At 73.6% G+C, this 18,896-nt stretch carries 17 protein-coding genes; 12 read left to right on the top strand and 5 right to left on the bottom strand.

Annotated features, from left to right (window positions below):
- Positions 1-328 precede the first annotated feature (328 nt).
- The 4 genes from ACWD4P_RS12935 (at position 329) to ACWD4P_RS12920 (ending at position 5,799) form a co-directional block, all read left to right on the top strand.
- On the top strand, positions 329-4,201 hold the full coding sequence (locus ACWD4P_RS12935) for a ricin-type beta-trefoil lectin domain protein (RefSeq protein ID WP_449779611.1): 3,873 nt from the start codon (positions 329-331) through the stop codon (positions 4,199-4,201).
- Positions 4,202-4,637: 436 nt separating this feature from the next.
- Positions 4,638-5,411, top strand: coding sequence for a methyltransferase domain-containing protein (locus ACWD4P_RS12930; protein ID WP_449779610.1), 774 nt, complete (start codon positions 4,638-4,640; stop codon positions 5,409-5,411).
- A 50-nt stretch (positions 5,412-5,461) separates the two neighbouring features.
- Positions 5,462-5,647, top strand: coding sequence for a hypothetical protein (locus tag ACWD4P_RS12925; RefSeq protein WP_449779609.1), 186 nt, complete (start codon positions 5,462-5,464; stop codon positions 5,645-5,647).
- The gene (locus ACWD4P_RS12920; protein WP_449779608.1) at positions 5,596-5,799 is read left to right on the top strand and encodes a hypothetical protein; all 204 of its coding nucleotides are present in this window, start codon (positions 5,596-5,598) and stop codon (positions 5,797-5,799) included. The genes ACWD4P_RS12925 and ACWD4P_RS12920 overlap by 52 nt, the downstream gene beginning before the upstream one ends.
- 127 nt (positions 5,800-5,926) lie before the next feature.
- On the opposite strand, the gene ACWD4P_RS12915 is transcribed toward ACWD4P_RS12920, so the two are convergent.
- The 4 genes from ACWD4P_RS12915 to ACWD4P_RS12900 all read right to left on the bottom strand — a co-directional run bounded on the left by ACWD4P_RS12915 (position 5,927) and on the right by ACWD4P_RS12900 (position 9,626).
- A complete protein-coding gene (locus tag ACWD4P_RS12915; protein WP_449779607.1) occupies positions 5,927-7,144 on the bottom strand; it encodes a glycosyltransferase in 1,218 nt (405 codons plus the stop codon).
- Positions 7,141-7,938 (bottom strand): MerR family transcriptional regulator, encoded by a 798-nt coding sequence (locus tag ACWD4P_RS12910; protein ID WP_449779606.1) that lies wholly within the window; start codon positions 7,936-7,938, stop codon positions 7,141-7,143. Before ACWD4P_RS12910 ends, ACWD4P_RS12915 begins: the two co-directional genes overlap by 4 nt.
- 115 nt (positions 7,939-8,053) lie before the next feature.
- Positions 8,054-9,172, bottom strand: coding sequence for a DUF6745 domain-containing protein (locus ACWD4P_RS12905; protein ID WP_449779605.1), 1,119 nt, complete (start codon positions 9,170-9,172; stop codon positions 8,054-8,056).
- Between the two features lie 127 nt (positions 9,173-9,299).
- A complete protein-coding gene (locus ACWD4P_RS12900; protein ID WP_359829508.1) occupies positions 9,300-9,626 on the bottom strand; it encodes a hypothetical protein in 327 nt (108 codons plus the stop codon).
- A 202-nt stretch (positions 9,627-9,828) separates the two neighbouring features.
- On the opposite strand from ACWD4P_RS12900, the gene ACWD4P_RS12895 reads away from it, so the two are divergent.
- The 8 genes from ACWD4P_RS12895 to ACWD4P_RS12860 all read left to right on the top strand — a co-directional run bounded on the left by ACWD4P_RS12895 (position 9,829) and on the right by ACWD4P_RS12860 (position 18,019).
- Positions 9,829-10,806: an STM4015 family protein gene (locus ACWD4P_RS12895; protein ID WP_359829507.1), complete on the top strand. Its 978-nt coding sequence runs from the start codon at positions 9,829-9,831 to the stop codon at positions 10,804-10,806.
- A gap of 82 nt (positions 10,807-10,888) precedes the next feature.
- Positions 10,889-11,824: an STM4015 family protein gene (locus ACWD4P_RS12890; protein ID WP_449779604.1), complete on the top strand. Its 936-nt coding sequence runs from the start codon at positions 10,889-10,891 to the stop codon at positions 11,822-11,824.
- Between the two features lie 16 nt (positions 11,825-11,840).
- The gene (locus tag ACWD4P_RS12885) at positions 11,841-12,965 is read left to right on the top strand and encodes an STM4014 family protein (RefSeq protein WP_449779603.1); all 1,125 of its coding nucleotides are present in this window, start codon (positions 11,841-11,843) and stop codon (positions 12,963-12,965) included.
- A 29-nt stretch (positions 12,966-12,994) separates the two neighbouring features.
- The gene (locus ACWD4P_RS12880; protein ID WP_449779637.1) at positions 12,995-13,837 is read left to right on the top strand and encodes an STM4013/SEN3800 family hydrolase; all 843 of its coding nucleotides are present in this window, start codon (positions 12,995-12,997) and stop codon (positions 13,835-13,837) included.
- Entirely contained in the window at positions 13,834-15,168 is a 1,335-nt protein-coding gene (locus ACWD4P_RS12875; RefSeq protein WP_449779602.1) for an STM4012 family radical SAM protein, read from the top strand. Before ACWD4P_RS12880 ends, ACWD4P_RS12875 begins: the two co-directional genes overlap by 4 nt.
- Positions 15,169-15,179: 11 nt before the next feature.
- Positions 15,180-16,079: an STM4011 family radical SAM protein gene (locus tag ACWD4P_RS12870; RefSeq protein ID WP_449779601.1), complete on the top strand. Its 900-nt coding sequence runs from the start codon at positions 15,180-15,182 to the stop codon at positions 16,077-16,079.
- A gap of 327 nt (positions 16,080-16,406) precedes the next feature.
- Complete coding sequence (locus ACWD4P_RS12865) at positions 16,407-17,537, top strand: methyltransferase (protein WP_449779636.1); 1,131 nt, start codon at positions 16,407-16,409, stop codon at positions 17,535-17,537.
- Positions 17,538-17,638: 101 nt separating this feature from the next.
- A complete protein-coding gene (locus tag ACWD4P_RS12860; protein ID WP_359831726.1) occupies positions 17,639-18,019 on the top strand; it encodes a VOC family protein in 381 nt (126 codons plus the stop codon).
- 146 nt (positions 18,020-18,165) lie between these two features.
- Here the strand turns inward: ACWD4P_RS12860 and ACWD4P_RS12855 are convergent, their stop codons facing one another.
- Complete coding sequence (locus tag ACWD4P_RS12855) at positions 18,166-18,876, bottom strand: rhomboid-like protein (protein WP_359831171.1); 711 nt, start codon at positions 18,874-18,876, stop codon at positions 18,166-18,168.
- Positions 18,877-18,896: the final 20 nt, after the last annotated feature.

Here is an 18,896-nt window from a genome sequence, read left to right as displayed (position 1 = left end):
CGGCCCCCCGCTCGTTCTCTTGCGGCCCGTATCCGGGCAGGCCAAACCCCCACAGGAGGTCCTCTCAGTTCATCGACACAACGTCATGCGGACATGGCCACGCCATGGTTCGAGCGCGACACTAGAGGGCGGCCGGAGGGGGCTCTTACCAGATCACCCATCAACTGGGGCGATCTTTATAAAATCCTTACATTAAGATAGGTTTAATTCGGGCACATGGGACCGACGGCGCCCGGCGTTTGACGTTTTCGCAGGTCACGGCGCATCGTTCCGTCCCGAACACCGCTCGCGCATGGAGCGGACATCTCGAAGGAACAGCACCACCCCCATGAACTCCACCTCGTCACGGCGACCGGGCGGCACACGCGCCCGAAGGCCCCGGCGCGCTCCCGCACGCCTCGCGACGTTCGCCCTCACCACCGTCCTCGGCCTGGCGTCGCTCGGCGCTCCCGCCGCCACCGCAGCCGACCCGACACCGCCCCACGGCCCGTCGGGCGGGATCAAGCCCGTCGTCCCCAACGGCCCGGACCCCGCCCGCACCCACGAACAGCAGGCCGTGCTCAACGCCCGGGCCCAGGCGAAGAGCACCCGCAAGCCGGTCGTCGTCGACGCCCTCACCACCGGGACGTCCAGGACGACGGCCAACCCTGACGGCACGTTGACCAGCACCGACAACGCCCAGGCGGTACGGACCAGGCAGAACGGCGCATGGGCCGACCTGGACCCCACCCTGCGGCCGAACGGCGACGGCACGCTCAGCCCGGCAGTCGCCGGCACCAAGCTGACGTTCTCGGGCGGAGGCGACGGGCCGATGGCCACCGTGGCCACCGACGACGGCAAGAGCCTGGCGATCGGCGCCCCGTTCCCGCTGCCCAAGCCCGTCCTCGACGGGGCGACCGCCACCTACCGCGACGTCCTGCCGGACGTCGACCTCCAGCTGACCTCACTGCCCCAGGGCGGCTGGCGCGACGTAATCGTCGTCCGCACCCGCGCGGCCGCCGAGAGCCCGGCCCTGAAGTCCCTGACGTTCCCGCTCTCCGCGCACGGCCTCACCGTGACCTCCGACGCGAGCGGTGCCATCACCGTCGCCGACGAGAGCGGCACCGCACGGTTCCGCGCGCCGGCGCCGCTCCAGTGGGACTCCAGCAAGCCCGCCTCCGGGACGGCCGCTCCGGCGGAACGCTCTTCCCGCTCGACGCCCCGCACCGCCCTGGCCGCGGCTCCTTCCGCCGTTCCTTCCGCCGTAACTTCGGCCGTTCCTTCCGCCGCTCCTTCCGCGGCCTCCTCCGCACCGGCGGGCGGACCGTCCGGCATCCCGTCCAGCGCCGAAGAACCGGGCGACGGCGCGAACGTCGCGGCCATGGCCACCAAGGTCACCGCCTCGGCCATCGAACTGACCCCGGACCAGGACTCCCTCGGCTCGGGCAGCGGACCGTGGTACCTGGATCCGTCACTGATCGCCGCCACCAGCTCGGTGCAGGGATCGGTCGAGGTCCAGGAGAACCACAAGACGGCCGAGAACTTCAACAAGAAGTCCAACCTGGCCACCGGGTACTGCGGCTACCACAGCAGTGACCCGAACCTGGACTGCGGCTCCGAGGGCCGCCAGCGCGCCTACTTCCAGTTCGGCATCAACCCCGCCCTCTACACCGTGCCGAACGGCGCCCAGAGCCCTCCGACGATCTCCAGCTCCGTCCTCAACGCCCAGGTCACCAGCGCCTCCAGCCCCGGCACCAACACGCCCTTCGTCGTGTACTCGGCCCCCAGGCCCATCCACGAGCACACCAGCTGGAACGACCAGCCCTGCGGCACCAACGGCAACCTCGTCATGGAGAACTGCCCGGCGGTCAACGGTCAGTGGCTCACCGGCACCGGCCCGCTCGCCATCGACGTCACCGGCATGATGAAGCAGGCGGCGGCCGAGCACTGGCCCTGGTGGACCGTCGGCATCGCCCCGCAGAGCAGTGAGTGGGACAAGAGCTACCGCCACAACATCGGCAACAACCCGAGCATCACCACCACCTACGACATCACCCCCACCGTCTGGTACCCGCGCACCAGCCCCGCACCGGGCTTCGCCGCCAACGGCAGCACCGCCGAGTGCAGCAGCGGAGGCGCCCACCCCTGGGACAACCCCGGTTGGGTCGGAAGCAACCAGACCATCTGGCTGACCGCCAACAGCTGGTCCCCCGCCGGCCAGAACCTCTACACCGGCTACCACATGTGGGACGACAACGACCCCAACTTCAGTGCGGTGCCGGGCTCCTGGGGAGGGACCTACAACGACCCCGGCCCGTCGGTCAGCGTCGGCTCGCTGTCCGACGGCCACCAGTACGGCTGGGTCGCCCGCGCGACGGACGAGATCCTCACCTCGCCCGACAGCGCCTGGTGCTACTTCCGCGTCGACAAGACCAACCCGCGGGTCAGCATCAGCTCGACCGACTTCCCGCCCTCCGGCACCCCCAACCCCAGCCCGGCCAAGTACATGAACGACTGGGGCAGCTTCTCCATCAACGCCGAGGACCCCGCACCGGGCCCCGGCCTCCAGGCCTCGGGCATCGCCTGCGTCCGGGTGAGCACCGACCCGACCCCGGTCGTCGGCTGGCGCTGCGGCCAGAGCGGAACCTCCTCCCCCGGCCAGCCGTACGGCTTCCAGCCGCGCCAGTGGGGCACCAACACGCTCTACGCCTGGGCCATGGACAACGCCGGCAACTACAGCCAGCCGGCCGTCTACAACTTCTACGTCCCGTGGAAGCCCGGCACCCAGCCCCTCTTCGGTGACGTGGACAACGACCAGAAGCCCGACCTCGTCACCCCCGACCGGAACGGCGACCTGCGCATCATCGGCGGCACCGTGGACCCGTCCACGTCCCTCGCCGCACCGGCCGCCGCCGCCCCCCGCAACCGCGAGTTCGGCGTCACCTGGTCCGACTACCAGATCAGCCACCACGGCACCCTGCGCGACGGCCAGGCCGTCGACCAGATCATCGCGCACAACACCACGAACCAGGAGCTCAAGAAGTACCTCTACGTCGTCACCAACGACGGCACCGGACGCTACGACACCATCACCCCGGGCGTCGTCACCCGGCCCAGCACGTGCGAGACCATCGACACCCACGCCGCGTGCCCGAACTGGCAGGCCAACGGCAACTGGGCCAACGCCGTCCAGACCGTGGCCATCGGCACCCCCGAGGGACAGGCCGTCGGGAAGGACCCGGTCGACACCTCCAAGACCGTCATGATGACCCGCACCTCCATCCTGTCGGTCGAGACCACCGCCTCCGGAACCAGCCTGTACCTCCTCACCCCGGGCCTCGCCGACGACGTCGACGACACCGCCAAACTGATCCCCACCGTCGACGGCGCCTCCTGGGCCGACTACGAGATCCTGAACCCCGGAGCGGCCAACGGCGCCACCACGGTTCCCGGCACCACCGACACCACCTACCAGGCCACCGTCTGGGCCCGGCACCGCACCAACGGCAACATCTACGCCTACCCGATCACCTGGAAGAAGGACGAGTACGGCGTCCCGACCGTCGACTACACGGCCCTCACCAAGCCGGGCAGCGGAGTCCCCATCCTCACCGGAGCCGACTGGACCGTCTCGGCCCAGCCGCGCGTCGGAGCGGCGGACCTCAACAACGACGGCTACCCGGACCTCTGGGCCATCAACAACAGCAACGCCATCACCGCCTTCCCCGGCAAGAGCGGCACGGGCGCGAAGAGCAAGGTCGACGGGTTCGACGCCTGGCAATCCCTCGGCTACGCAGACGCCAGCGTCTCCGTCCACCCCAACAGCGTGAGCTGGCAGTGCATGGACGCCGTCAACGGCCCCCGCAACGGCGCCGAGGTCGCCATCTACGGCTGCTGGAACTCGGTCAACCAGCGCTTCAACTTCGCCACCGACGGCTCGGTCCGCGCCGGCAGCTACTGCCTCTCCACCCAGGACAACGGCCTCGGCAACGGAACCCGCGTCGTCCTCTCGACGTGCACGGGCGCCACCGGCCAGAAGTGGAGCGTTCGACCCGACGGCCGCATCTACCTGCCCGCAACGGTCGACGCCGGGAACCCCGGAGGCCGGTGCCTGGAGCTGCCCGCCTGGGCGACGGACCAGGGCACCCGCCTGGGCATCTGGAACTGCCCCGGCTTGCAGGCCAACCAGCAGTGGACCATCAACCCGGAACGCACCCCCTGACGCGTCACCGGAACCCCAGGGGTTGCTGAACGTCGGGCCCGGGCATCACGCCCGGGCCCGACCGCGTTTCCCGGCACCATCCGGTCCCTCGACCCCTCGACCCCTCGGCCCTCGGCCGCAGCGGTCTTCCGGCCCCTCCGTCCCTCGGTCCCCGGGCACGATCGCGCGCCGGCACTCCGACGCTGCCCGGTCGCGACGGCATCCCCGTCCGCGCCGCCGGTCCGCGAAACGGGCCGCGGGGCCCGGCCCCGAAAACCGGTACTCCGCGGTGGCACCCGCGGGCGAGGATGGCGCTGTGACGGACGGTCCGGCGATCCGCCGGCCTTCGCCCGCCCCGCCTGCCCGCCCCGACTGGAACGCCTGGCCCGCCCGCCGATTCCCAGGTCCGGTCGGCACCCCCCTCAGCTGCTCAGACCCCCGAGGAGACCCTGCCGCCATGAGCCAGTCCGCACTCGGCCGCTTCTACGACGATTTCGCCGACGACTACCACCTCCTCTACCCCGACTGGAACGCCTCGCTCGCCCGCCAGGGCGCCGCGCTGGACACCCTGATCCGCGCCGGCCTCGGCGACCGCCCCGCCGAGGTGCTGGACTGCGCCTGCGGCATCGGCACCCAAGCGATCGGTCTGACCGCGCTCGGGCACCGCGTCACCGGCACCGACCTGAGTCCGGCCTCCGCCGCCCGCGCCGCCGCCGAGGCCGCCTCGCGCGGGCTCCGGCTGCCCGTCACCGCCGCCGACATGCGTGGACTCCCCTTCCCTGACAGGCACTTCGACGTCGTCGTCTGCGCCGACAACGCGCTACCCCACCTGCTCACGGCCGAGGACGTCCGCGCCGCACTCGGCGAGATGCGACGGGTCCTGCGCCCCGGTGGACTGCTGCTGGTCACCACCCGCCCGTACGACGAACTGCTCCGCACCCGCCCCGCCTCCACTCTGCCGCAGACCGCCGAACACGGCGGCCGGCGGTCCGTCCTCTTCCAGCTCTGGCAGTGGCACGAGGACGGGGAACGGTACGACCTGGAGCTTTTCCGACTCCTGCCGGACGAGGCCGGGCAGTGGGACGTCGCCGTCCGGCGCGCCACCTACTGGGCGCTCACCCGGGACCAGCTGAGCGCCTTCGCCGCCGAGGCGGGCCTGACCGGCACCCGCTGGGAGCAGCCCGTCGACACCGGCTTCTTCCAGCCCGTCCTGATCGCCCGCAGGGCCTGACCGGTTGACGGCCCGGCCGGCTGACGAACACACCGGCTGACGGCCTGGCTATGGCCACGGCGATCCGCGCCGCGATCGATGCGGCCGCCAACCGGCTGTCCGCCGGGGACGACTTCGACGCCCGCGCCTACGGGCCTGAGCCGGTCACCCTGTTCGCCTTCGCGAGCAGGAACGAGGAGACCAAGTGCCCCTTCACGCCTCCCCTCGCCGAGCCGCCGTCCTGTTACCCCTGCTGATCAATCTCCTCCTCCCGCTCGCCGTCTCCTTCGCATACCTCCTTCCCGTCGACGCCGCCCCGGCGGCCATGAACCTGAGCCTGCCGGTGATCGCCGCTCCGCTGCTCGCCTTCCACCTCGTGTACACCAGACGGCACGGCCTGCGCGCCTGACGTCCGCGCCGCGCCCGACGGCCTCCGCACTCCCCTCGGTGTGACACCCGCGCATCCCGTAACGGGGCTCGGGTCGGTCTGCCCTGCCCCGGCAGGCAGGCCCGAGGCCCGACCACCCGCGGTTCCGCTACCGGCCCATGGCCACCACCACCTCCGCGACCCGGCCCGCGCCGTCCTCCCCCGCCATCGCGCGGGCCACCCCCTGCGCCCGGGCCCGCAGCCGCTGTTCCTCGACGGCCTGGCGGATGGCCTCCGCCAGACGGTCGGCCGTCAGTTCGGCGAACCGGACCGGAGCGGTGGCGGCTCCGAGCCGGGTGAGCCGGTCGGCCCAGAACGGCTGGTCCGCCGTCACCGGGACCGGGACGCTCGGCACACCCGCGCGCAGCGCCGCGGCCGCCGTGCCCGCACCCGCGTGGTGCACCACCGCCGCCATCCGCGGGAACAGTCGGGCGTGGGGCAGTTCGCCGACCGTCAGCACACCGTCGCCCGCCCCGGTGATCCCGGCCCAGCCGGCCTGCACCACACCCCGGACGCCCGCCCGCCGCAGCGCCTCAACCGCCAGGGCGCTCAGCCGCTCCCCCTGACCCGCCGCCATGCTGCCGAACCCGATGAACACCGGCGGCGGCCCGTCCCGCAGGAAGTCCTCGACCTCGGTGGGGAGGCGGTAGTCCTCCGCCACGTGCGGCCACCAGTTGCCGACCACCCGCAGTTCCTGCCGCCAGTCGGCCGGTCTCGGTACGACGGTCGGACTGAAGCCGTGCAGCACCGGCCAGTTCGCCCGCTCCACCGCCCGTCGGCGCGCGGTCTGGGAGAGCGCGGGGAGGCCCAGCCGCGCCCGCAACCGGCGTGCGGCCTCGGCGTGCAGACGGTCGACGACCCGCTGGCCGAGCGCTCCCGCCGCCCGGTTCCCCCAGCTCCCCAGCGGGCGGGCACCTCCGACGACGGGCGGGAACTCCCGTGTCGGCAGCGTGGGTTGCAGGTAGACCCCCATGCTCGGGACACCCATGGCCTCCACCAGGTGCCAGCCCAGCGGCGCGGTGGTGGTGCTCAGCAGGAGCAGATCGGCTCCGGGCGCCGCGGCGTCCGCGAGCCCGTCGCCCAGTTGCCCGATGAAGGCCGCGGCCCGTGCGAGCAGTTCGGAGCGCCCGCCCGTCGGCCGGGTGCCCTCCCCGCGCGGATCGACCGGGAGCGGGCGGAAGTCGAGGCCGCTGCCGGCCACCAGCTCGCGGAAGGTCTCGGGCGCCGCGAGCACCACCTCGTGCCCCGCGTCGCGCAGGTGCGCCCCGAGACCGGTGTAGGGGGCGACGTCGCCGTGGGAGCCGGCGGCCATGACGAGGATCCTCACCGGGCCGCCTCCTCGTCGCCGGTCCCGCCGCACCGCTCGGCGTTGGCGCCGATGGCCGCGCGGAGGTAACCGGCCAGGCCGGGGCGCTGCTCGGCCGGCGGGACGACGAGGGCGAAGGCGCGGGCGTCCGCCTCGTAGTCGTCGGCGATCCTGCAGTGCATCTCCGGCGGGCAGGGCGTGAACCACCGGGTGATGTGCTGCCGGTGCTGCTCGGCGAGGTCCAGGACGGCGCGGTCGTCGACCGGCAGCCCCCCGTCGAAGGCCTCCAGCAGCCTGCCGCGCCACTCGGCGGCCTCCGCCATCAGCTGCCGCCAATCCTCCTTGGAGTGGCCGGCGGCACGGGCCAGGGCCTCCTGGTGGCTGCCCCGCTCGCCCCACTTGAGGTGGGCGTCGGCCGCGTAGCTGAGGTCGAAGACCACGTCCCCGAAGACCTCGAAGCGCTCCTCCGGCGTCAGTTCGACGCCGGTGCGCCGGACTTCGATGGCCCGCTCGGCGACGTCGACCAGCTTCTGCAGCCGGGTGATCTGCTCGGTGAGCGCCCGGCGTCTCGCCAGCAGGTGGTCGAGCGCGTTGGCCTGCGGGTCCGCCAGGATCTCGGCGATCTCGTCGAGCGGGAAGCCGAGCTCCCGGTAGAAGAGGACCTGCTGGAGTCTGGCGAGGTCCGCCCCGTTGTAGAGCCGGTACCCGGCCGGGCTGCGTTCACTGGGCGAGAGCAGCCCGGACCGGTCGTAGTAGTGCAAGGTCCGGATCGTGACCCCGGCGAAGCCGGAGACCTGTCCCACCGACCAGCTCATGCGTCCCTCCGATCGTCCGTGCGTTCGTTGCGCCCCCACCGTGCGGCCTGACGTGGGGTAAGGGTCAACACACGCGGCTCGGGTGCCTGCTCCGGACGCCGGGAAGCGTCATCGGTCAGGTCTCGCGCCGCGGGTGGTAGGCGCTCTCGGGTATGCCGAACGTCCAGGCGACCCCGGCGCGCGCGGTGCGGGTGCTCGGGGGGACGCGCAACCAGTAGGTGCGGTGGGTGCCGTCCGGCTCGGGGGTGGAGTTGACCACCTCGACCATCACGACCGGCTCGTCGTCGGGCAGGACGATCCGCCAGAGCACCCCGGTCTCGTCCCGGTGGACGGGCTCGGCTCCGGAGTCGGCCAGGTAGCGCTCGTAGCCGTAGTGCTCCAGCAGGACGCGCCGCAGCTCGGCGTTCTCCTCGGTGCGGATCCGCTCGACCGTCGCCTCGGCCAGTCCGGCCAGGAACTCCGGCGGGACGGGCATGCCGCGCCAGGCGTGCAGGGCGAAGCCGTCGGCGTACTCCAGGGCGGGGCCGTCCGCCCGGTCGAGCCGTCCCGCCTCGTCACGGTGCAGGGCGGTCGGCCGCTCGCTGAGCAGGGCCACCTCCCGGTACGGCCACCACCAGCCGGCCTGCCGGGCCAGCTCGGCGATCGGTGCGACGGCGTCGGCGACCGAGCCGGCGGCCTCCAGGGCGGCGAACCACGGCGCGTCGTGCTGGCCCCGCACGGCGTCCAGCAGGGCCAGCCGGACGGTGGTGCGCCGCGCCCGGGCCTCCTCGGCCACGGCGACATCCGCCTCCCGGTCCGCCTCGGGGGCGAGCCGGTCGAGCACGGCCTTGCGCAGCCGGTCGGCGAGCGGGGTGGTGACCGGGCCGAGCTCTCCGCCGGTGAGCGCCCAGTGGCCCGCCCACCCGGTGGCACCGACCCGTGCGACGGCCCGTCGCCGGGCCTCCTCCCAGGGCCGGGTGCGCACGGCCTCGCGGACGCTCTCCGCTCCGGCGGCGCGCAGTTCGAGCGCGGCCTCCGTCGCGGCGAGCGGCGAGCCGAACCAGCGGATCGCCGCGGGTTCGGGCAGCCCGGCCGCCCGGTAGGCGGCCCGGACGGCGCGCTCGGCCTCCGTCCGGTCGCCCGTCCCGGTGGCCGCCGCGGCCGCCCGCCAACGGGCCGTCACCTCGGCCGGCCCGGGCGGCGCGGGCGCCTGCGCCGCCCCGCCGTGGACCTCGTCGTGGATCACCGTCTCCATCCCTGCTCCGTTCCCGGCCGGGCTCCCCGCCCGGTCGTCCGTTCCCGTTCCGTGCCGCGGCCCCGGCCGCGCTCCGCCCTCGTACCCGCTCCGCCCTCCGGCCCCCGGCCCGGCGGGCGTCCTGGACTCAGTCCGCGACCATCCGCACCGCGCCCGGGACGTACTCACGCTGGCGGACCACCCGGTACCAGCCCTTGGGCAGCGGTATCGCCGCGTGCTCCTCGTGCACCACCCGGCCGCCCTCGGGCAGGTGCAGCCAGCCCGCGCCGAAGGGCCCGGCCTCCCGTCGCAGTTCGCCGGGGCCGACCACGGCGTGCGCGTGCCCGGTGACCTCGCCCAGCGCGAGCACCATCCGGCCCCGCGCGTCCCGGGGCTGGACGGCCGACTCCGCCGCCCTCGGCGGCACCGCGCTCTCCTCGACCGGCACGATCAGCACATCGCCCTGGCGGTACATCAGTCCTCCCTCGCCGTACGGCCGGACCCCGGCGGACGCCGGAACCCACGGCTCCACCGCACCTGCCGCGGTCACTCTCCGGAGCCAGGACCAGAACGTAGAGCAAGGGTCTGACAACGCGCCCGGGCGGCGACCCGACCACCGGATTGTCAGTCCCGGCTGGTAGACAGTTGTTCGGCCCAGATCCCCGGAGGAGCAGCGCATGACTGTCAACGACCACATCGAGCGGTTCCACGGCCTGCCCGTCCTCGACTTCGCGAACGCTCCGGAGGCGGCCGAGGAGAAGGGCGGGCCCGGCGCCGTCCGGCTGCCGGACGCGGCCTCGGTCGCCTGGAAGGTCGGTCTCGACTACGAGTCCGACGTCACCTTCGCCGAACTCTGGGAGCGGTTCCTGGGCGCCGTCGACACCGAGCGGGTCACCGCGCTGGTGATCGGCCAGTGGGCCCCGGAGGAGCCGGACGGTTTCCAGGAGCCGATGGAGGCGATCGTCGCCGCCGCCGGCCGGCTGCCCGCCCTGCGCGCGCTGTTCGTCGGCGACATCACCTACGAGGAGTGCGAGATCTCCTGGATCCAGCAGTGCGACATCACGCCGCTGCTGACGGCCTTCCCGCGGCTGGCCGAGCTGGTGGTGCGCGGCGCGTCGCAGGACTGGGACGGCAAGGGCGGTCTGGCCCTGGAGCCGCTGCGGCACGAGGCGCTGGAGGCGCTGCGCTTCGAGGCGGGCGGGCTGCCGGGTTCGGTGGTGCGCTCGGTGGCCGGCTGCGACTTCCCGGCCCTGGAGCGGTTGGAGCTCTGGCTGGGCGTGGACAACTACGGCGGCGACGCGACGATCGACGACCTGGCCCCGTTCCTGGACGGCACCCGCTTCCCCGCGCTGCGCCACCTCGGCCTCCAGAACAGCGAGTTCGAGGACGACATCGCGGCCGCCGCGGCGCACGCGCCGGTCGTCGCCCGGCTGGAGTCGCTCAACCTCTCCATGGGCGTGCTGACCGACCAGGGTGCCACCGCCCTGTTGGAGGGCCAGCCGCTGACCCACCTGCGCAAGCTCGACCTGCACCACCACTACCTCACCGAGGAGATGCAGCAGCGCCTGCGCCAGGCCCTGCCCGGGGTCGAGCTCGACCTCTCCGAGCCCGGCAAGCCCGACGACCGGTGGCGCTACGTGGCCGTGGCCGAGTAACCGTCACCTCCCGCACGCGCCCTCCCGACCGTCCGACCCCCGTCCAGCCCCCGTCCGACCACTCGACCCATCAGGATCCGACATGGCCGTCTCCCGCCACATCGAACGCTTCCACGAGCTGCCGATCCACGAGTTCACGCCCGCCGACGCCCGGCCGCGGCCCGCCGCGGGCGCCGTCGCCTGGCGGCTGTCCCTCGAGTACGGGTCCAAGCAGGACTTCGTCCAGCTCTGGCAGTCCTTCCTGGAACAGGTCGACCCGGCCGGCGTCCGCGCCGTGGTGATCGGCGCCTGGTGGCAGGACGGCTACACGTCGGTGCGCACCGCGGTCGAGGCCGTCACGGCCCAGGCACCACGCCTGCCCGCCCTGGAGGCGCTGTTCCTCGGCGAGGTGACCTTCGACGAGTGCGAGATCTCCTGGATGGAGATGGCCGACGTCACTCCGCTGCTGCACGCCTTCCCCGGGCTGCGGTCGCTGGCCGTGCGCGGCGGGAGCGGTCTCGTCCTGGAGCCGGTCCGGCACGACCGGCTGAGCAGCCTGCGCCTCGAGTCCGGCGGCCTCCCGGCGACGGTGGTGCGCGCGGTGGCCGGCTCCGAACTGCCCGCGCTGGAGCGCCTGGACCTCTGGCTCGGCGTGGACGAGTACGGCGGTGACGCGACGGCGGACGACCTGGCGCCCTTCCTGGACGGCACCCGGCTGCCGAGGCTGCGCCACCTCGGGCTGGCCAACAGCGAGATCCAGGACGAGATCGCCGCCGCCGCCGCCCACGCCCCGGTGGTCGCCCGGTTGGAGTCGCTCGACCTCTCCATGGGCGTGCTCTCCGACGAGGGCGCCACCGCCCTGCTGGAGGGCCAGCCGCTCACCCATCTGCGCAAGCTCGACCTGCACCACCACTACCTGAGCGACGCGATGCAGGAGCGACTGCGCGAGGCCCTGTCCGGGGTGGAGCTCGATCTCAGCGACGCCGAGGGCGACGACCCGGACGACGAGGACGACCGCTACGTCTCGGTCTCCGAGTAGGCGGGGGAAGGAAGCGATGACCGTGCGGTTGGCCGTCCTCGGCAATCCGGGGCACCGGCGGGTGACGCTGTTCGCGGCCGCCGCCCGGGCCGCCGGGCTGCCCGAGCCCGCCGTCCTGCCCTGGCTGGACGTGCTGTGCGGCAGCTACCGGCTGCCCGAGACCGGTCTGCTGCGCATCGAGTCGCCCGGCGAGGAGCCGGAGGTCGACCGGCTGCTGCGCGGCCCGGCGCTCGGCCCCGGCTACGCGCCCACCAGGGTCGAGGGCACGGCCGCCTGGTACGCGGGGGTCATGGCCGCACTGCGCGCGCTCGCCGCCCGGCCCGGCGTACGGCTGCTCGGCGATCCGGAGGAGATCGGCGTGATGTTCGACAAGCGTCGGGCGCACGCGCTGCTCGACCGGGCCGGGGTGCCGGTGCCCAGGGCGCTGGGCGGCGAGGTCGCCGGGTGGGACCACCTGCGCGAGCGCCTCGCCGACGCCGGCCTGCACCGGGTCTTCGTCAAGCCGGCGCACGGCTCCTCCGCCTCCGGGGTGGTCGCCCTGGAGTTCGGGCCGCGCGGGCAGCTGCAGGCCACCACCTCGGTCGAGCTGGCCGACGGCCGGCTGCACAACTCGCTGCGGGTGCGCCGCTACCGCACCGAGCGGGAGGTCGCCACGATCGTCGACGCCCTGGCACCGGACGGACTGCACGTCGAGCAGTGGATCCCGAAGGCCTCGCAGTCCGGCCGCTCGGCGGACCTACGGGTCGTGGTGGTCGCCGGCCGGGCCACCCACGCCGTGGTGCGCACCAGCGGCCGGCCGATGACCAACCTGCACCTGGGCGGCGCCCGCGGCAGCGTCGAGCTGGCCCGGGAGGCCGCGGGCCCGGCCTGGCCCACCCTGCTGGAGACGGCCGAGCGCGCGGCCGCCTGTTTCCCCGGCTCACCGATGGTCGGCGTCGACGTCCTGCCCACGACCGGCTGGCGGCGCGCCCTGGTCGGCGAGGTGAACGCCTTCGGCGACCTGCTCCCCAACCTCACCGGCCTGCCCGGCGGCCCCGCCGAGGGCCTCGACACCTACGGCGCCCAACTGGCCGCGCTCACCGCCCCCTCCCCGTCGTCGCCCGCGGCGACGGACCACCAGATCACGGAACCCGCTCGATGAACCACCGGACTCCCGCCCCGTCCCCCGACATGAACGCCGTCGTGGGCACCCACGACCTCCTCCTCGTCACCCTCGACACGCTCCGCCTCGACGTCGCCGAGGAGCTGGCCGCCGCCGGCCGCATCCCGAACCTCGCCGCCGTCCTCCCCGACGGCCGCTGGGAGCACCGGCACGCGCCCGGCAGCTTCACCTACGCCTCCCACCAGGCGATCCTGGCCGGTTTCCTGCCGACGCCGGCCTCCCCGGACGGCCCCCACCCGCGCCTGTTCGCGGCCCGCTTCGCCGGCTCCGAGAGCACCGCCCCGCGCACCTGGGTCTTCGACGCCCCCGACCTGCCGACGGCCCTGGCCGCCGCCGGGTACCGCACGGTGTGCATCGGCGGCGTCGGGTTCTTCAACAAGCAGGGCCCGCTGGGTTCGGTACTGCCCGGCCTCTTCCAGGAGAGCCACTGGGCGCCGGAGCTGGGTGTGGCCTCGCCGACGTCCTTCGAGGAGCAGGTCGCCCGGGCCGAGCGGGTCGCCGCCGGACAGTCCGCCGAACAGCCGCTGTTCCTCTTCCTGAACGTGTCGGCGCTGCACCAGCCGAACTGGTTCCACCTGCCCGGAGCCACCCGCGAGCACGGGGACTCCCGCGCGAGCCACGCCGCCGCCCTGGAGTACGTGGACGCGCACATCGGCCGACTGTTCGCCGCGATGAGCGCCCGCCGCCCCTGCTTCGCGATCGTCTGCTCCGACCACGGCACCGCCTACGGCGAGGACGGCTACACCGGTCACCGGATCGGCCACGAGGTGGTCTGGTCCGTCCCGTACGCGCACTTCACGCTCCCCGCCCGAGCGGCGAGCGCCACCGCGACCTCCGGGGAGCGCGCATGACCACCGCACCCCCGCGCCCCGAATCGCCGTACCAGTCGTACGTCTACGCGTACCCGCACAAGACGGCCTACCGCCCGCTGCCGGAGCGCCCGCCGCTGCGCGAACTGTGGGCCGGCGAGGCGCAGCACGCGCTCTCGCTCTACCTGCACATACCGTTCTGCGAGGTCCGCTGCGGCTTCTGCAACCTGTTCACCCGGATCGGCAGCCCCGAGGGGCTGACCACGGCCTACCTGGACGCCCTGGAGCGCCAGGCCGCGGCGGTGCGCTCCGCGTTGGACGACGGGGCCCGGTTCGCCCTGGCCGCGTTCGGCGGCGGCACCCCGACCTATCTGACGGCCGCCGAGCTGGAGCGGCTGTGCGACATCGCCGAGCGGCGGATGGGCGCCGACCTGCGGGCGGTGCCGCTCTCGGTGGAGGCCTCGCCCGCCACCGCGACCGCCGACCGGCTGGAGGTGCTGGCCGCCCGGGGCACCACCCGGCTGAGCCTGGGCGTGCAGTCCTTCGACGACGCCGAGGCGCGCTCCGCCGTCCGCCCGCAGAAGCGGGCCGAGGTGGAGGCCGCGCTCGGCCGGATCCGTGCCGCCGGGTTCCCGGTGCTCAACATCGACCTCATCTACGGCATCGACGGCCAGACCGAGGCGAGCTGGCTCCGCTCGCTGGACACCGCGCTCGCCTGGCAGCCCGAGGAGCTCTACCTCTACCCGCTGTACGTCCGCCCGCTGACCGGACTGGCCCGGCGCGGCGAGCAGGAGAGCCACTCCGCCTGGGACACCCGCCGGCTCGCGCTCTACCGGGCCGGCCGCGACCACCTGCTCGCCCACGGCTACCAGCAGGTGTCGATGCGGATGTTCCGCCGCGCCGCCTCCCCCCAGGCCGGGGCGAGCGAGTACGCCTGCCAGACCGACGGCATGGTCGGCCTGGGCTGCGGCGCCCGCTCCTACACCTCGCGGCTGCACTACTCCTTCGACTACGCGGTGAACGCCACCGAGGTGCGCGGCATCATCGACGACTACGTCGCCACCCGGGACTTCGACCATGCCGAGGTGGGCCACCTGATGGGCGGCGCGGAGCCCCGCCGACGGCACCTGGTGCAGTCGCTGCTCCAGGCCGAGGGCATGCCGCTGGCCGACTACCGTGCCCGGTTCGGCGGTTCGCCGGCCGAGGACTTCCCGGCGGAGCTGGCGTTGTTCGCCGAGCGCGGCTGGCTCGCCGGAGGCGACGCGGAGTTCCTGCGGCTCAGCCCGGAGGGGCTCGCCCACTCGGACGCCGTCGGGCCGATGCTGTTCTCGCCCGAGGTCCGGGCCCTGATGGCGGCGTACGAGGCGAAATGACCTTCCTCGGCATGCCCTCCGCCGCACCGCGGCCCGAGGACGGCGGTCGGAGCCTCACCCTGCTCTACCGCGGCCCGCTCGCCTCCTGCGACTACGACTGCCCGTACTGCCCGTTCGCCAAGCGGCGCGACAGCCCGGAGCAACTGCGTTCCGACCGGGCCGCACTGGAGCGTTTCACCGCCTGGGCGGCCGGTCGCGCGGGCACCGGCGACACCCTGTCGCTGCTGTTCACCCCCTGGGGCGAGGGGCTGGTGCGGTCCTGGTACCGCCGCGCGCTGGTCGAACTGAGCCGCCTGCCGCACGTGCGCCGCGTCGCGATCCAGACCAACCTCAGCTGTCGCACGGGCTGGCTCGCCGAGGCGGACCTCGACGCCCTCGCGCTGTGGGTCACCTTCCACCCCGGCCAGATCACCCGTCACCGGTTCCTCGCCAAGTGCCGGGAGCTGGACGCGCTCGGCGTGCGCTACAGCGTCGGCGTCGTCGGCCTGCCCGAGCACCTCGACGAGGCCCGCCGGCTGCGCGCCGGGCTCTCCGAGGACGTGTACCTGTGGGTCAACGCCGCCGAGGGCCTCGGTTACACCGAGGCCGAGGCCGCCCAATGGACCGCCCTCGACCCGCACTTCGGCTACAGCCGGAACGCCCACCCCAGCGCCGGGCTGCCGTGCCGCACCGGGGAGTCCGTGCTCTCGGTGGACGGCGACGGCACGGTGCGCCGCTGCCACTTCGTCCGGGACGTCCTCGGCAACCTCTACGACGGCAGCTACCGTGCCCGACTGCGGCCGCGCGCCTGCCCGTTGCCGGTCTGCGACTGCCACATCGGCTACGTCCACCTGGAGTCCCTGCCGCTGTACGAGTTGTTCGGTGCGGGCGTGCTGGAACGCGTGCCGCAGGGCTGGGCGTCGGGCCGGTGATAAATCGGTTGCCATTCGACCACCCTGTGTGAAAGCGTACGAACAACCGCGCAGGACCAGCTCGTTGGAAAGGGGGCCCGCAGATGATCAGTGGCATACGGTTCGCCGCCGTGCCGGGCCTCGTGCTCGGTGACACACCGGCTCGCGCTTCGACGCGTGAGCCGCACCCGGCCTGACGCCCCGCGCCCTTCGCTCGGTGGCGATCAGCCGCCGGTGTGCCCGCTGCTCACCTCCTCGTCGAAGTGCTCTTCGTGCCCTTTGCACGTTCGACCACGAGGAGCCCCGGTGTCCGACACCCACCGGCCCAGCATCGTCACCCTGCCCACCATGTCCGCCCTGCCCGCGTCCTGGCACAGCGAGAACGGATCGCCCCCACCACGGCGGCTGATCGCCGCCGACGACACCCTGAGCGCCGGGGCCGCCTACCGCCTGGCCTGCGAAGGCACCGCCCTGCTCTGGCAGGGCGACTACCCCGGCGCACTGCGCCTCCTGCACGCCATGCGCCGGCGCGCCGAGCGGCGCCGGCCCCCGTCCGCCGCAGGCTCACCGGCCGAGGCCTTCCGGCAGCACCGGCAGGAACGCGCCCGCCTCGCGCGTGTCCTCGGCGCACTGCTGGTGCCGCTCGGCTCGGATCACCGTGTCCGGCTCCGCCGGGCACCCGACGTCCGCGAGGCCTGTCTGGGCGCCTACGGACCGTTCCTTGACAACAGAATCGTGTCCCTCCGCGAGCTCCTCGGTGTGATCGGCGCACACCAGTGGCGCACCAAGGGCGTCGAGGTCCCGGCCCTCGGCGCCCGCATCCACCCGCACTACGGGGTCTTCTCCCCCGTCCGCGGCGAGTACGTCGACCTCGTCGCCCGGGCGCCGCTGCCGCCGGTCGCCCGGATCACCGCCACGGCCACCGCCCACGACCTCGGCACCGGCACCGGTGTGCTCGCCGTGCTCCTCGCCCGGCGCGGACTGCGCGAGGTCCTGGTCACCGACGCCAATCCGCGCGCCCTCGCCTGCGCCCACGACAACGCCCGCCGGCTCGGTCTCGCCGACCGCGTCAAGCCCGCCGGCACCGGCCTCTACCCTCAGGGGCGCGACCGGGCCGCCCTGGTCGTGTGCAACCCCCCGTGGCTGCCCGGCCGCCCGAGTTCCACCCTCGACGAGGGCGTCTACGACCGGGACAGCCACATGCTCCACGGCTTCCTCGACGGCCTCGCCAGCCGTCTCCTGCCCGGTGGCGAGGGCTGGCTCGTCCTCTCCGACCTCGCCGAACGCCTCGGACTGCGCTCCCGCGCAGACCTGCTGGGCGCCGTCGCCCAGGCCGGGCTGCGCGTCGCCGGACGTCTCGACACCGTCCCCCGCCATCCCCGGGCCACCGCTCCCGATCGGGCCGGTCGGGCCGATCCGGTCCTCCGCGCGGCCCGCGCCGCCGAAATCACCTCGCTCTGGAGGCTGGTCCCCGCATGACTCCCGGCGACCTCTCGCACACGGCCCGAAGCAGTACCGCGCCCACCGGGCGGCCGAGTCCGCACGTCCCTAGCCTGGTGACAGAGAGGAGGCGAAACACCATGCTTGGAGACGCTCCGCTGCAAGCAGTCATCCCCGCCACCGATCTCGCCCGCGCCAAGGCCTTCTACACCGACACCCTCGGCCTCAAGCTCACCGAGGAGGGTGAGGAGGAGTTCGTCTGCGACAGCGGCGGCACCCGGTTCACCGTCTACCGCACCCCCAGCGGCGGGCAGGCCGCCCACACCCTCGCCAGTTTCAAGGTCCCCGACCTCGACGGCGAGATGGCCGGCCTCCGCGGCCGCGGCATCACCTTCGAGGAGTACGACTTCCCCGGTCTGAAGACCGTCGACGGCGTCGCCGAGGGCGAAGGCATGCGCGCGGCCTGGTTCAAGGACAGCGAGGGCAACATCCTCTGCGTGTCCCAGCGAGTCGGCCAGTAGCCGACCCGCCCCCGGTCTGCGGGCGGCTCCGGAACCCGCCCGCCGACCCGCCGCGCCCGACCGCTTCACACCCGCCGCGCCGCAGCCGTCGGCTTCGGCGCGGCGGGTCCACGGCCCGGACCGGCCTCCGGCGTCGACCTCTCCGGTCACCGCCTGCGGGCCCACCGCCAGACCGTACGGGCCGAGGCGACCGGGTCGAAGGCGCCCGGGCGTTCGCGGGTCAGCGGGTAGCAGGCGAATCCGATCAGCGCCGCACTGAAGTGGCCGATGCTGGTGTAGTCCCGGCTCTGCTGCACGCCCACCCCGTAGACCACCAGCACTCCCAGCGCGTACAGGTAGCGCCAGGGCCGCACGATCAGGTAGGTGAGTACCGCGACGACGCCGGCCAGGGCGTAGCTGACGCCGTAGTCCAGGGTGTAGACGGCTCTCGGCGGGGCCAGTCCGCGGTGGATCGCCCAGCCGAGCACGCCCTCGCTGAGATAGGTGGCGCCGATGTGCGCGAGCGCCGCCACCGATATCCAGCGCAGCGTGCCGAGCCAACGTTCGGCCGGCACGTGGAAGAGGTTGTACAGGAGGAAGTAGAACGGCCAGCCGCCGCCCGCGATCCACAGGGCACTGGTCACCAGGACCCGTACCGGCGAGACCTGGAGGTGGTGGAGGTTGGTCGATCGCCGCTGCAGGATGCGGTCGGCGGTCGCCGGATCGACGTGCCGGATCACCTGCGTGGTGACGAGCAGGATCGCCAGCCAGATGTAGGTGCCGGGCGCGCGCCGGACATAGGCCCACACCGCGTGGACGGCGCGTGCCCACCGGGGCCGGCGGTGCGCCGCGGAGTGCCTGGCGGTGCTACCGGCCATCGACGCCTCCTCGACACTCC

Source organism: Kitasatospora sp. NPDC002543 (assembly GCF_053594915.1).
Note: the sequence above shows the minus strand (reverse complement) of the source record. Positions and strands in the feature narration are given on the sequence as shown.